Annotated in this window: 8 protein-coding genes; all 8 read left to right on the top strand. The window is 41.2% G+C overall.

The window, feature by feature from the left end; all coding sequences use genetic code 11:
• Positions 1-94 precede the first annotated feature (94 nt).
• The 8 genes from AC58QG_RS12635 (at position 95) to AC58QG_RS12600 (ending at position 15,837) form a co-directional block, all read left to right on the top strand.
• A complete protein-coding gene (locus tag AC58QG_RS12635) occupies positions 95-1,642 on the top strand; it encodes a type 2 periplasmic-binding domain-containing protein (protein ID WP_497362373.1) in 1,548 nt (515 codons plus the stop codon).
• An 85-nt stretch (positions 1,643-1,727) separates the two neighbouring features.
• Positions 1,728-2,621, top strand: a complete 894-nt coding sequence (locus AC58QG_RS12630) for an ABC transporter permease (RefSeq protein ID WP_497362372.1) — start codon at positions 1,728-1,730, stop codon at positions 2,619-2,621.
• Positions 2,621-3,490, top strand: coding sequence for a carbohydrate ABC transporter permease (locus AC58QG_RS12625; RefSeq protein ID WP_497362371.1), 870 nt, complete (start codon positions 2,621-2,623; stop codon positions 3,488-3,490). Before AC58QG_RS12630 ends, AC58QG_RS12625 begins: the two co-directional genes overlap by 1 nt.
• Before the next feature lie 54 nt (positions 3,491-3,544).
• Complete coding sequence (locus AC58QG_RS12620; protein ID WP_497362370.1) at positions 3,545-5,020, top strand: arylsulfatase; 1,476 nt, start codon at positions 3,545-3,547, stop codon at positions 5,018-5,020.
• A 40-nt stretch (positions 5,021-5,060) separates the two neighbouring features.
• Entirely contained in the window at positions 5,061-6,971 is a 1,911-nt protein-coding gene (locus tag AC58QG_RS12615) for a beta-L-arabinofuranosidase domain-containing protein (RefSeq protein WP_497362369.1), read from the top strand.
• Between the two features lie 487 nt (positions 6,972-7,458).
• Positions 7,459-12,300, top strand: a complete 4,842-nt coding sequence (locus AC58QG_RS12610) for an S-layer homology domain-containing protein (protein WP_497362368.1) — start codon at positions 7,459-7,461, stop codon at positions 12,298-12,300.
• A 122-nt stretch (positions 12,301-12,422) separates the two neighbouring features.
• Positions 12,423-13,367 (top strand): hypothetical protein, encoded by a 945-nt coding sequence (locus AC58QG_RS12605; RefSeq protein WP_497362367.1) that lies wholly within the window; start codon positions 12,423-12,425, stop codon positions 13,365-13,367.
• A gap of 697 nt (positions 13,368-14,064) precedes the next feature.
• Complete coding sequence (locus tag AC58QG_RS12600; protein ID WP_497288077.1) at positions 14,065-15,837, top strand: sensor histidine kinase; 1,773 nt, start codon at positions 14,065-14,067, stop codon at positions 15,835-15,837.
• Positions 15,838-15,843 lie beyond the last annotated feature (6 nt).

Raw genomic sequence — 15,843 nt, 5'->3', positions numbered from 1 at the left:
AAGAAAGTAGAAAAATGGGCGCATACCGAGAGATATAATTAAGTAACAACATGAAGGTCAACATGAAGGATATCAATTGGGAGGTCAATAAGAAATGAAAAAAACGTTTGCGACAATTTTTGCGGTCACCATTGTAATTAGTTTAACTGCTGGTTGTGCTACCACGAAAGAGGAGACTTCAAAAACAACTGTAAGTGCAGCGCCCGCGGCAACCTCCGACATGTCAGAAAAGATAAAGATTGATATGTTGCTTTCATCGTGGAAGGGCGGAGGCTGGCCGGATAACAATCATCCGATCATCAAGTATATCAACGAAAAATTCAATATTGATTTGCAAATTCAATGGGTTCCTGGAGCTAATTTTGCAGAGAAGATGAATGTTGTTGCGGCTTCTGGGAAGATTCCTGATGTCTCCCGCATGGACTTTGATGGTTCAAATTTGTTCTTGAAATGGGCTGACCAAGGCGTGTTCTTGGATCTTCAGCCATTTATTGCTAAGTACCCAACACTACAGAGCGTTGCGAAGCCAGAAGAATGGGCCTTATTAAATCCCAAAGGCAAAATATATGGGATCCCGAATTATAACACTGCTCAAACTTCCATTTATGGACGGGCTGATTGGATGGAAAAGTTAGGAATTCCTGCTCCATCCGAAAACGATTTTACAATCGATAAATTTTACGAAATCGGTAAAGCATTTGCTTTGAAGGATCCAGATGGCAACGGCAAACCAGACACATATGGTTTCTCTGCGGTTGGTAACAATATTAATTTGGGAATTCCAGAGCTAGAGGCAGCATTTGGTATTGCTAACGGCTGGAAAGATGTAAACGGACAACTCGTTCCTATGCAAACACAAACAAGTGAATGGAAAGCTTATTTAACCTTCTTAAATAAGGCTTATACGGAAGGTGTTTTGGATCGAGATTTTATTACCAACACGAACATAAATGAGAAATATGCGCAAGGTAAAGTTGGATTCGGTGACATGCAATTTCAATTAAGCCAGCAAACGAATCAGCAGCTTCAAACAAGTAGTCCAAATGCTAAATTCGTAGAGCTATCTCCTCCAATCGGTGCTAACAACATGAGAGGAACTCTTACTCCTAGCAGTGGGTTGGCGAAGATTGTTCTAGGTAAAGATGTGGATGCGAAGAAACGTGATCGTATCTTGAAGATGCTGGATTGGTGGGTATCTCCAGAAGGTGAAGATATTCTTAAGAACGGTATCGAAGGTGTTCACTATAAAAAGAATGCAACTTCGTATGAAATGACCGATTCCCTTAAAGCAGAAGGTGAAGGACGACAAAGCTTATTATGGAACTGGGGATTACGTAGAAATTCCAATACGTTCAATGTGTATAAATGGAGCGAAAAAGACTGGGCACAAGCTATTGAGAAATCTATCAATAATGCAGGGAAATTTCCGTATAAGAACGCATCTGATGGTTACCTCAACGCTTCGCCTACATTGACGGAAAAAGGAAAACAATTAGATGATAAATTCCTTAAAGCAGTCGTTGAAATTATTGCCGGTAAAAAGCCTGTTGATAGCATTGATGATGCGATAAAAGAGTGGAAGCAAGGCGGCGGAGATAAAATTATTCAAGAAGTGAATGATGCTTACAAAGCAAAAAAATAGTTAGTTGGACAAATGTACCGTGCGGTAGCTTGAGTCGCCGCACGGTTTTTCTAATGAATATGATACCCCCGGGAGGTATATGGTAATGAGATATTGGCAACGGGCACTTCCCGTTTATATGATGATTTTACCAGGCTTATTGTTTTTTATCATTTTCAAGTATGTGCCTATGCTGGGCATTTCTATAGCATTTATGAAGTATAGTCCATTCAAAGGAATGACAGGTAGCGAATGGGTAGGCATGCATAATTTTCGTAGGCTGTTTTCAGAAGGGGATTTCTTATTGATTTTGAAAAATACGCTAGTATTAAATGCACTTGATGTTATTTTCTTTTTTCCTGCTCCGATCTTGGTAGCACTGTTATTAAATGAAGTGAAGTCGCGTAAATTTAAAACTTCCGTCCAAACGATTTTGTATGCTCCAAACTTTATTTCGTGGGTGGTAATTGTTTCGATTACGATCGTTTTATTCGCAAATGGGTCAGGAGGAGTCAATCAACTTCTGCAAAGTTGGGGATTCGACCGTATTGAATTATTAACCGATCCGAAGTATTTCCGTTGGGTGTGGTTGTTTCAAAACATATGGCAAGGCGCAGGTTGGGGAGCGATTATTTTTCTTGCAGCTTTAGCAGCAATTGATCCAACTTTATATGAAGCTGCTGTCATGGACGGTGCAAACCGATGGAGACAATTATGGCATATTACATTGCCGGCGCTTCTCAGCGTTATTGTGATTATGTTCATTTTAAGAATTGGACATATCATGGATATGGGCTTTGAGCATGTCTTTCTGCTGCAGAACCCTATGAATCAACAAGTTTCGGAAGTGTTTGAGACGTTCATCTATAAAGTGGGTCTTAATCAAGGAGATTACAGCTATTCAACAGCAGTTGGCTTGTTTAAATCCGTTGTTGGATTAATCATGGTACTCACTGTTAATAAACTAGCTAAGAAAATGGGACAGGAGAGTGTATTTTAATGGAAATACGCGAAACGGGATCAGACCGATTATTTAAAAGTCTGGTATACGGCCTGTTAATTATAGCTTCACTTATCGTATTATTCCCACTATTTTATGTGCTTTCGGTTTCATTTTCTACGGAGAAGGAGTTTTTGACTCGTGGGTTTTATATTATTCCCAAAACATTTACACTGGACGGATATTTATATTTGATGTCTCACCCTGGCTTTAAAAGTGCTTTCAGTAATTCAATTATCATTAGTTTTATAGGTACGCTAATCAATATCACATTAACGACTTTGATGGCTTATGGCTTGTCTAAAAGCTGGCTAAAGGGACGCGGTGTCTTGAATTTTATGGTATTTTTTACCATGTTATTCTCTGGCGGTATGATTCCGACTTACTTGGTTGTTAGTTCCCTTCATCTATTAGACAGCTTCTGGTCAATCTGGTTAAGTTCTGCAATCGCAGGCTTCAATGTAATTGTTATGAGAAGCTTCTTTCAGTCTATTCCAATGGAGCTTGAAGAGTCGGCCAAAATGGATGGCAGTGGGGAGTGGCGCTTGCTATGGAGTATTATTGTACCTTTATCATTGCCATCCATTGCGACATTTACGCTGTTTTACTTGGTGAACAATTGGAACACCTACTTCTCTGCCATTTTATATTTAAACGATACTAAACTGATGCCATTACAAGTATTCCTAAGACAAATGTTGATTGAGGATGATCCGTCTATCGCGAATGCGTCAAGTATTGCCTTCAGATACACGCCAGCTGCTAAAATGTCGGCCATTATTTTGACGGCGCTGCCGCTGTTAATTGTTTTTCCATTCATGCAGAAACATTTTAATAAAGGCGTTATGCTTGGATCCGTTAAAGGATAACAATTTATGGGCTTGCGCCTTTAGGAAGAAGATATCATATTGTGAGGTGCCCTTGTGACTAGTAGACCTAATATTTTGCTTATTTCTGTGGACCAAATGCGTGGAGATTGTCTCCATTATCTTGGCCATCCTGTCATACAAACACCTAACTTAGACGATTTGGCCCGTACTGGAGTCACATATACAAACGCATATACGGCTACACCTTCTTGCGTACCAGCAAGAGCCTCTATTATCACGGGGATGGAGCCTAAACATCACGGACGAGTAGGCTATGCAGACAATATTCCTTGGAAGTATGAGCATACGCTGCCAGGAGAACTGTCTAAAGCAGGGTACCACACACAGTGTATCGGGAAAATGCACGTTTATCCCACTAGGAACCTATGTGGATTTCATAACATTGTTCTTCATGACGGTTATATGCATTATAACCGGGATCGTTCACAAACGACTGCCCTACAGTGGTGGGATCAAACGGATGATTACTTGCCTTGGTTAAAGGAGAGAGCAGGCTATCAGCAAGACATTATGGATCATGGCTTAGATTGTAATTCATCTACAGTGGCAAGACCGTGGCATTTGGATGAGTCACTTCATCCAACGAATTGGGCGGTTACGCAATCTATTGATTTCTTACGAAGAAGAGATCCAAGTAAACCATTTTTTCTTTGGACTTCTTTTGTACGTCCACATTCTCCTTTGGATCCGCCGCAGGCATTTCTCGATATCTATGACGGTATAGAGCTTCCAGAACCGCCGATCGGTGATTGGGCGATGCAGGATGATCCAGATAAAGAAGGGATGAATCCTACCACGAAACGGGGGATTGTGCAGGAAAGAATGCGTCAAAAATCTCTCGCAGCGTACTATGCACTAATTACGCATATCGACAATCAGATTGGACGGCTGCGTAATGCTCTGTTCGAGTTTGGGGTAAGTCAGGATACCGTTATCCTATTTGTTTCTGATCATGGGGATTTAATGGGGGATCATCGGCTTTACCAGAAGAGACTCGCTTACGAAGGCAGTGCCAAAATTCCTTTTATTCTCAATGATCCTACAGGGATACTGCAGGTAGAAAAAGGGAAAATGGTAGATAAAGTGGTTGAGCTCCGCGATATTATGCCGACCTTACTTGATGCGGCAAACGTGGCTATTCCTGCTTCCGTCGATGGCGCAAGTGTTCTGCCACTCGGTAGTGAAGCTAGTGCGGTAAGTTGGAGATCTTACATTCATGGGGAGCATGAATATGGTGACTTGTCCTATCATTTTGTTACTGATGGGAAGCGAAAATATATCTGGTACTCTCAAACAGGAGATGAGCAGTTTTTCGACCTTGAGCGTGATCCTAGTGAACTAATGAACCTCATTATGTCTAAGGACTATGAAACAGAAATTCTAAATTGGAGAAACAGGTTGATTTATGAATTGTCTGGAAGGGAAGAAGGTTATACTGACGGGAATCAGCTGTTGGTGGGAAAATCACCACAAACCTATTTGAACCACATTTTAATGCCTGCATACTAAGTTGTTTAAACAATAATAAATCCACAAGGTTGTGACATAGATGAATACAGATCAGACAAAGCCCACACCATATTTCACCATGTTAGATATTGGAGAAATTAAACCAACAGGTTGGATTTTAGATCAAATGCAACGAGATTTAAAGGAGGGGATCGCAGGACATTTAAATGAATTAACTTCAAGTGTGAATCTAAAAGGTTTTAATGAGGAGAGGGTAAACAGCTTCGAAATATCACCTTCCGGCATGGTTCATGACACACCTAGAACTTGGTGGAGCGGTGAACAGACGGCATTTTGGCTGGACGGATTTGTTCGGATGGCTTATTTAACAGAGAACGATGATGCCATTCAGCGAGCAGATCAATATATGGAACAAATACTGCATTCTCAGGATGAGGATGGCTATTTAGGCATCTACACAAAACAATCGCGTTTTCAGCATAAGAAGGAGAACGGCGAGTTTTGGACGCAAAGCCGTATCTTTATGGTCATGCTGGTTTACTACGAATTGACTGGGAAAACAGAATATTTGGAAGCAGTGACAAAGGCAATTCGCTTAACCATGCGTCATTATGGACCTGAAACTGGGAAATCATATTTTAGAAATGAAGAACCTGCTGGAGGCACGGGTCACGGGCTTATGTTTATTGAGGCATTGGAATGGGTGTATCGGCTTACGGAAGAGGGAGAATTTCTTTCATTTGCGTTGTGGTGTTATCAAGATTATTCCTCAGCAACAAACATTCGAGATACGGATAATCAGTTAGAAAATTTGTTGGATCTAGAAAAGCCATTCATGTGGCACGCACCACATACAACGGAGCATTTGCGTGTTCCGATTTGGTTATATGTTGAAACAGGCGATCGAAGGTTGAAACAAGCAAGCGAGAACGCATTTACCAAAATCAAAAGATATTTGGCTCCTAGTGGTTCTTGTATCGGTGATGAAAATGTTGAGGGTCGTAACCCAGATCCATCCTTACCCTATGAATATTGCGGAATAACCGAACTGACGGTCAGTCTTCAGTCTGCTCTGCAGAAAACGGGTAACCCAGAATGGGGAGATCGAATTGAACGTATTGCTTTTAATGCAGCACAAGGAGCAAGGACGGCGGATGGCAAAGCCATTTCTTATTTGACCAAAGATAACCGATATAGCGCAGCCATTAGCGATGGACATCAAGCTAAGTTTCAATATTCGCCCACGCATGAAACAGGCGCGCTTTGCTGTGCGGGAAATTCGGTGAAGTATATGCCGAATTATGTAAGCCGTATGTGGATGAAGGTTGGAGCGGGGAAGCAAGAAGGACTCGCTGCCGTCTTGTATGGCCCAAGCAGTGTCAACACCAAAGTGCAAGGTGTGAAGTTTGAAATTACGACTACAACGATCTATCCATTTGATGAGCAGCTTTTATTTAGCATTTCTGTTGAAGAGGAGGTGACATGTCCCATCTATTTCCGTATTCCAGCATGGTCTATTCATACAGATGTGGTTGCTGAAGGTGCGGAGATTGTAGAGAAAGATGGATACCTCATCATCAGTAAAAGATGGAAAACACGAGATCAGGTTCGTCTTTTATTTAAAACGGAGATTATATCATCAGAAGCAGCGAATGGTGAATTCACACTTAACAGAGGTGCATTGCTTTATGTATTACCGATTTCTGAACATCGTGTGATTACAAAAAGCTATGATGTCAAAGATTTTGTTGATTTTGATGCGATTTCTCAAACAGATGGGATTGAACGAGGTAAGTCCATGCTGGATTCCTCTCAAGAAAACTTTGGTTTCACCTATGAGCGGGCTGAAGTGAATTCGATCGGGTGGGATGAACCTTCGAGTCGATTGAAAGGCCAACTAACTGATTCCTCAGGAGAATCTCAGTCAGTTTCTTTCGTTCCTATTGGACATACATTGTTGCGTAAAACTTCATTTCCAAAAAAAAAATAAATTAATTGTTAGGTGCGAAGGTGTTGCATTTCGCAAGGCCTTGGGCACTGCAAGTGCAAGTAGACTTACTGCGGAGGCGAGCGGATATGACGAGTGGTGTTCCATCACAAGCGGCATTAAACTGACTCATGTCCCCCAGTAAGCCTAGCTTTGCAGAAATGGCAAGGAATTGGTATTCGAAGAACGCATACAATGCAGAGACTTCTTCTGATCAAGTCGTGGGATCAACCATTCGACTAATCGCTTAACTCTTCCTGGAGTATTGGTAAGCGCTTTCTTTCCCTTTTCCCTTATCGTCATAAAAGCGGCACAAGAATCGTCGTAATGTGAGACAAATCTGTAATCCACAGTTTAGATATTAGCGCCAAATGTTTGCTATGGATGACAAGGATACCGCAGGTAAAGTAGTTTGATGGGTCGGGGAAAGCCTTATCCCATCTACCTCGGCAAATGCCTAGAGGCTATTCCAAAATTAGGAGGACAAAAAATGAAATTGCTAAGAATGAAATCATTACTGTCGATAACTTTAATGTTAACGATGTTGTTTACATTGTTTCCTTTCGGGCATTATGCAACTGCTTCAACTGTGACAGATAATCCTTTAGGCAATGGAATTACCTATTATATTAATAATGAACAAGGTAATGACGCTAATAATGGTACTAGTGAAGGCAGTGCCTGGAAGACATTTGAAAACGTTAACAACAGAAAGTTTGAACCCGGTGACAATATCTTGTTAAAGGCAGGGTCTGTGTGGGAGAATACCTACCTCTGGCCTAAAGGTTCAGGAAGCGAGGGTCAACCCATTACAATCGGTAAATATGGCGTGGGAGAGAAGCCTCAAATTCATACCAATGGCACTTCTCACTTTACTGTAAGACTCAGAGATCAGGAATATATTACCATTCAAGATCTTGAGCTGACCAATCATTCTGATATTTCACTAGCAGCTACAGGCGATTTGCGTCCCTATACGGATAGCGAAGCAAATAATAATAATCTAAACCGCTTTCCGTTTGGCTCAACCGATTTTTATGTGGGAATTCTAGTTTCGATTACGGCGGGTAAAGCTGTAGACTATGTGAGTCATGATATCACAATAAGAAACAACTATATTCACGATGTTAATGGTATGCGATTATTCCATAGTCCAGCACTGGACGGCAATTCAGCGTTAACTTGGGCAAAAGCGCTGTCCCGAGGCGGATTTGATACGGATTATTGGAAGGCAAGCGGCGGTATTGCCTTTACAACCGAGGACCCAAGACCCCGGAATACACCTGAGACGACTACCAATAAGGATCTCTATGGCGTACCTGTCGGCATAACGCAAGCGATGCCGCCGACAACGCAGAAGGACAACATTAAGAAGGCTATTTTTGATGGTGTGCTAATTGAAGGAAATGTGATCAAGGACGTTTCGGAGACGGGTATTCGCGTTATGCAATCTGTTCATCTGCGTGCCTATACGTTGAGTAAGGTGGACGACCCTGATGCAGGTTTACACAAACATGTAGTGATCCGGAACAACTATGTAAATGGCAACAAACGTTGGTCGGACTTTGGTATTTATTGGGCGAGCACGGATGGGGCGTTAGTCGAGCACAATACCGTATCGGGATTCCATACATCGGGTCTTGAAGATACGCACGCACAATTTTCTATCGCTCAGTATAACGAAATATTTGATATTGAACATGACTTTAGAGAAGCTGCGTATGACGGGAATGGAGGTATCACCAGGTCGGGTAACGATTTGTCGAATACGGCAGATGGTGTTGCGATGGATTCTGACGGTGCAAGCATTGGAGCGGTCTGGCAGTATAACTATGCTCATGACAATCGCGATGGGGTCTTGTTCTGTGTATGGAACGGGGCAACCACGAATCCGACGGTATTTCGGTATAACATAATTACCAACACCAGAAACCGATTGGTTTATGGCGGTTTACCTGGATATCTCTATAATAATACGTTTTATAATGCCATACCTACGGGCTCTATTAACATCAGTGGCCAAGAAGTGGCCAAAAATAATATTTTCTATCTGCCCTCAAAAGACTTCAACTTTTCCGGAATAGAGTTGGAGGGCAATCTGTACGGTGGAGGACTATTGGCTCCTGCAGCGGATAAGAAGGCAATTGTTGCTGATCCTCAATTTGTAGCAGCAGGTCAGGATAAGCCTTATGAATCCAATTTGGATGTTGCGCAAGGTTATATGTTGAAAAACACTTCACCGGCGATCGACGCAGGGGTTGCAATCGGTTTTAATATTGCTAGAGATATTTATAACACGCACAAGGACTATTTCGGAAATGTATTGTACAATGACTTGCCTGATATTGGAGCACATGAATACAGCGCAGCGGATAAACCGGCACTTGCGGATAGTTCGATCCTGCTTAGTAAATCTAATGTATATCTTTCTGTATACGGATCGGAGAAGCTTGTTGCAAATCTAGTGCCAAATACGAATGATAGTATATATTTCGAAAGCTCAAATGTAAGTATCGCGACGGTGAGTGAAGTAGGTGTTGTTAAAGCGCTATCCGAGGGAGTTGTTACGATAACTGCCAAAGCTACTGTAAACGGTCAGGAAATTTCTAATTCAAGTACAGTTAACGTTATCCCGCAACAAAATTCTGTTCTCACGTTTATTACGACCGACGATGCGTTTGTCCGAGGCGCGAGTGGAACCGAGACACACGGGACAACTACAGGCGCCTATCCAGCAGGTACACTGCAAAATAAATATAGCTTATATACCCAATTTGCAGGGCCTGCTGCTTATTCGAGATATTCAATGCTGAATTTTGATCTTTCTTCATTTAATGGAACTGAAGTAGAAAAAGCGATTGTCAAGATATACTTGAAAGAAGTTAGAGAAGCGTACTCGTTAATGCCAATCGGCATCTATGCGGCTAAAACGGGATGGACTGAAAGTATGTTAACTTGGAACAATGCAGTTACTTACAGGCCTTCTAAAGACGACGAAGCAATTGCAACTTGGACATTTGATCGGATAACAAAAAACACGGTTACTCCAGTGAATAATTGGGTTGAATTTGATATTACTAATTTCATCAATGAAAAGTTGTCCAAAGGAGAAAAACGTATTTCTATCGCTTTGGCACATGAGGATATCGTAAAAGGCAATTATTCGAAGGATGCTACAATTCTTAATCAACAAATGTTTCAGTTTGTGTCTAAGGAATATGTTCCGAACGGTGGAACGGCTGGAGATTATGCACCGCGTATTCAGTTCCTACAAGGGGAAAATGAATCGCAGTTGATTACTCAGACAAACTTCACGACGATGGTTGGAACAAAGCCTGTTTTGCCTGATAAGGTAAAGATTCGTAAAAACAATGTTGAAACAGAGTATCAAGTCACATGGGAGACGATGAATCCGATGTGGTATGCGCAGTCAGGCAATTTTGATACAAAGGGAACTATTGAAAATGCTGAGATCTCTACAATTATTGCCCATGTGCAAGTGTTAACACCGGTTAAAGTTAGCGGACCGACAAGCATAGCCATTATTCCGAATACAGCTGATGTTGTTCCAGGCTCATCCCGGACCTTTGCAGCTTATGTAAGCTATGGAGATCAGACAGGCAGTCAAAGTGTGAGCTGGAGTGTGGCGAATAAATCGAGCGCGAACACCGTTATTGATGCTTCCGGACGACTGTTTGTTGGTGCAGACGAGACGGCGGATAACCTTGTTATTACCGCAGTATCAACTGTGGTTCCAACTGTAAAGCATACTGCCACAGTTGTTGTTCCGGAATCGAATCTAAGCTTTACCGATACGAAGATTGAATTCCTTGATCAAGAAGTGGGGTATTCCGACTATCAGGATGCACGCAGTATTGAGATTCGAAATACAGGTAAGGGAATTAGTTATTTAACCTATCAAGTAAGCGGAGACATTAATGCATTCCGTATTGCAAATGTGCCATATACATTGAATCCTAATGAGACTACGATGCTGGCTGCTCATGTAAAGAAAGGATTGGGGGCCGGGAATTACACTGCTAATGTGAAGGTATCTTCCAACGGTGATCCTATTGGAGAAGTTGCATTAACGGTGTCCATTACAACAGATCCTCCAGCTGTCATTACAACGGAACTGGTTGGAGCAATCGTAGCGGCGGGACAAAAGGCGGATAACGCAGTCGTTGGGGAGGAGCCGGGCCAGTATCCGCAAGTTGCCCTGGATGCATTAAATATGGCAATTACTGCTGCGCAAGATGTTGTCGATCATGCTGCAAGCCAAGATGAAATTACTGCTGCATACGGAGTGTTGCAAGGTGCGGTAACCAGATTCGATGAGAGTGTGATTACTGAGGAAGTGCCGCCTTTAGATGTAGTTGCGCCCGAATGGCCGGAAAATGCGGCAATAACTGTCTCAAATGCAAGTACAACTAGCCTTACGATGACGTGGACCGCAGCAACGGATGATTCGGCTGCTGGTGTATCAGGCTATAAAATTTATAAGGAAGGTATTGAACTTGTAGCCTTGCCAGCTAATGCGACAAGCTATCATGTCAGCGGTCTGTCTGCCGATACAACGTATACCTTTAAAGTTGAAGCGGGTGATACAGCGGGCAATTGGAGCGTGGATGGACCGAGTGTGACGGTAAAAACAGAAGCAAGTCCTTCTGGTGGTGGATGGATACCAACACCGGACCCAACGCCAACACCAACCCCAACACCAACACCAACGCCAACGCCAACGCCAACACCAACACCAACACCAACACCAACAGAATCAGAGCAGCCTGCTGATATGACCGATATATCAGGACATTGGGCCTTAGTATCTATTGAACAAGCGGTTGAGAGTGGGATTATTAATGGCTATGAAGACGGTACGTTTAGACCGAATGCTGCAATAACGCGTGGAGAGTTTGCTGTAATAGTAGCTAGAGCTCTTCAAGTAGAGAAGGATACATCTGAATTTAGCTTTGCTGATCAAGGAGAAACACCGATATGGGCCCAAGACTTAATTCAAGGAATAGCAAACGCGGGTATCATTTCGGGTTATGACGATGGAACATTCCGTGCGAATAATGAAGTAACACGGACGGAGTTGATTGTCATGATTGTACGCGCGATGGGACTTAAACTAAATCCTGATGCAGTTCTAACGTTCAAGGATGCAGCTCTTGTGCCGACCTGGGCACAAAGCTATGTGGCAACTGCTGAGGCAGCTGGATTAATTAAGGGTTATGAGGATGGAAGATTTAATCCGAATAAGTTCGCAACTCGAGCAGAAGCCATTACGTTGATCATGTCATTGTTGAAGCCAGGAAGCGGGATCTAATATGTCCTGACTCTTCGCCGCCGATAGTATGGTCAAATCGGCGGTTGAAGAGCGAGGGGCGGAGCAGACGAGGTGTCGCGGTTTCCATCAAATATAGATGTACTAGGAGTAGTCGGATGATAATGACAAACCTAAAAGTTTCATTCCTTATTACGGGCGTACTAATTGTAATTATTCTGTTCATATCGAGCTTCTATATCTATAGAAATGACGTCAAAGGCGCTAATGTTTCCGAGGCAGTCGCCAAACTTGGAGAATATGAGATTTCTCTGAAGGAGTTGCAGCGGGTCGAGAAGCAAGCTAATGAATATACTCGAGCATATTTTAATAATACGTATGGAGTGAAGTTGGGCTCTAATCTAGAAGACAAACAGATCGGAGATGAAATACCTATTGAGGTGTTCAAACAGCAAGTACTACAACTTGCGGTGAACAATAAGGCGCTTCAAATCATCGCACAGGAAGAAGGATATTCAGGAGCTGTCGATTATGACGATCTTCTTGTATCCATGCAACTTGAAAACAAAAAACGCAAAAAAACTGTGGAAGATGGCGGCGTAGTTTACGGTTTAATCGCAAATACCGAGGGAATGTATTACGATTATGTTCTTAACAATGCCAAAATATTTCTTGAAAATAAGTGGATTCCGGAAATTGTGGAAAATGAAATTGAGCTAAGAAAGGTGTATGAGCAGGAAAAGGACAGATTGTTTAGCAAAGGTTATAGTTATCATATACTCATCACGTCCGCAGACGATATCCATTTCAAAAATGCTGCTGAATTGCAAAATGTGGATCAATTGATCGAAAGGGAAGACTATGATTCTTCTACACTTGCCGATACGATTCAATCACTTGAGCCCGATGAAACTAGCCCAATATTAGAGCTTTCATCAGGAAAAGCAAGGATCCGCGTTGTTTCAAAGGAAAGTAAAGGATACGTTTCTTTTCAGGATGCGAGATATGAATGTGCTCGAGTTGTCTTTAGCACAAGATTGAACAACCGAATAGAAGAGCAGAGTAAGAGTTACGAACATTCATTACCCCCCAGCAATCGCCTCAATTAGCCGGACAGCAACTCTGCTCAAGTTGCCACTTCAGCCAAATGATGGCAGAGCTTGTATTCAGCGACTGTAAGGTATGTAAGAGTTACAATTACGCAACACCACCAGGATACTGGACAGCTTTTAGGGAGTTTAAGGTTTTTGGAAGCTAAGATTTGTATAGTTATGATTCAAAGAGGAGCTGCTAAAGGCAGCTCTTTGTTCTTTTACTGAGCATATTGGTATGTAATTACGATGCTTCGTGTTCACAACTCAAGTAGTTGTGGACAACAAAGGAAGCAGTTTTTTGGACAAGCAAAAATTGACTGAACAAATTGTGCGGTAAGTGATATATTTTATTCATTAGAATGAAGAGGTAACTTAGTGAGGGTATCCTAACTATGAAAATAGCGAAGGGCACCCTTATTAGTACAGATAGGGACAATTAGAAGTGATTAAGTACATAGTGCGATTTAATTCAAGGGATTATGGAGGTGTGACTAATGTTAATTAATAAACGGCGTTATCTATTTCAATTTACCGAATCTCTATGGAAGTGTGAAGGAGGGCGGACTTGCAGAATGCATTATTGGAGCAGTGATCATCGCTAAAGGCGAAAACGACATTAAGACATCTACAGGCTCGGTTTGAGCTGTTGATCCAAGAATAAAGTCGAACATTATTCGATTATAATATATTCGTAGACAAGGTGGCGCTAATCTTGTTCAAATTATTAAAATCACGATTAAGCATACAAAGAAAGATCTTCTTTTCATTTTTGGTTATTCTCATTTTGCCCACGGCGTTAATCAGCACGAGTTCCTATTTTATTTCGATTTATCTTTTGCAGGAGAAGGTGAGTGAGGCATTTGTTCAAAACCTTACCTATATTGGGAATAATGTAGAAAAAAATTTAGATGAGTGGGAGAATGTTACGGATTTAATATTTGTAAATCATGCGATACGGAATGTTGTAAGTACGAACTACCAAAACGATCTTGAATTTTTCTTGGATATGAAAAAAGCTGATCAGGCAGTAAACGATCTGACTCTTGGTTCGAATCTTTTTTCCCAAGTCTCATCCTTAGTTGTCATTGGAGATAACAACAGAAATTTACTTTACGGGAATGATGCTGACCAACTAGATATTGAGAAGATTAAAAATAAACCTTGGTATAAGAATGTTCATGATCTTAACGGAAAAGTGAAGTGGCTAGGCATTGAAAGAGCTATTCTTAATAACAGCAAAAGTACGCCATATGTCATCTCGCTCGCAAGAAGCATTAATATCAATAATCAAAATAAGGGTGTTATTTATTTAAGTATTAAAGAATCTTTTTTTAACAAAACATTTAAAAATGTTGTACATGACCCACATACTGAACTATTGATTGTAGATAATCAGGACCGAGTGGTCTTTCATAACTTAAGTAATGGGTTATATCAAACCTATTCAGGAATAGATGAAATCAAACAGCGATTTAATTCGGTCTCAAAATACTATATTTCTGAGAGAAATGGCAAAAAAGTATTAATTGCCCCCCACTATATTCAAAAGTATGGATGGTGGGTCATTGAAACTACATCTTATGATGAATTGATAAAAGATAATCATCTCATTTTTTATACAACAGCTATAGCTTTTGTTATTTCTTTTATTATTTCAGGAGTGTTATGGTTCTTGGTGACGCGCAGTATTGTAAAGCCGATTCAGCAGTTAACGCTCACGATGCGCGGCATTAAAGGCAACAATCTGTTAATGAAATCAGACATTCAAAGTAATGATGAAATCGGTATGTTGAGTGAAAATTTCAATTACATGCTTGAGCGGATAAACGGACTTTTCCATGAAGTTCTTCAAGAACAAGAGATGAAAAAAGATGCAGAGTACAAAGCGTTGCAAGCACAAATCAATCCTCATTTTTTGTATAACACGCTGAACACTATCCGTTGGATGGCTATTATTCAGAAGGCTGACAACATCAAAGAGATGGTCGAAGTGCTTGGAAGATTGCTGAGGACCTCTTTCAAGCATTCTGGAACGTTTGTGACGATTCGTGAGGAGCTAGATTCATTAAAGGATTATATTTACATTCAACAAATCCGTTATAAAGATAAATTTCAAGTGGACTATGATATTCAAGAAGAAGTTTTGGATGAAAAGTGTATTAAGTTCGTGATGCAGCCGATTTTGGAAAATGCGATTTTTCATGGTATTGAACCAAAGGAAGGACATGCTGCTATCCAGATCCAAATTGTTTGTGTGGATGAATTGATCAGAATGTCGATATTAGATAATGGCGTTGGCATGTCCCAGGAGCAAATCAATAACATTTTAGGACAAACGGAAAAACGGGGTATTGGCATCCAGAATGTAGATGAAAGAATAAAACATACTTACGGTCATAAGTACGGAATAGAAATTGAGAGTCAGCCGGGCAATTATACAAATGTTCGGATTCAATTCCCATCCCATAAACAAAAAGTGAAGTAAGAAAGG

This window comes from Paenibacillus sp. J22P169 (genome assembly GCF_059691995.1).
Note: the sequence above shows the minus strand (reverse complement) of the source record. Positions and strands in the feature narration are given on the sequence as shown.

Coding starts and splice junctions, on each gene's coding strand:
- AC58QG_RS12635 (WP_497362373.1), top strand. CDS start 95: ATGAAAAAAACGTTTGCGACAATTTTTGCGGTCACCATTGTAATTAGT.
- AC58QG_RS12630 (WP_497362372.1), top strand. CDS start 1,728: ATGAGATATTGGCAACGGGCACTTCCCGTTTATATGATGATTTTACCA.
- AC58QG_RS12625 (WP_497362371.1), top strand. CDS start 2,621: ATGGAAATACGCGAAACGGGATCAGACCGATTATTTAAAAGTCTGGTA.
- AC58QG_RS12615 (WP_497362369.1), top strand. CDS start 5,061: ATGAATACAGATCAGACAAAGCCCACACCATATTTCACCATGTTAGAT.
- AC58QG_RS12610 (WP_497362368.1), top strand. CDS start 7,459: ATGAAATTGCTAAGAATGAAATCATTACTGTCGATAACTTTAATGTTA.
- AC58QG_RS12605 (WP_497362367.1), top strand. CDS start 12,423: ATGACAAACCTAAAAGTTTCATTCCTTATTACGGGCGTACTAATTGTA.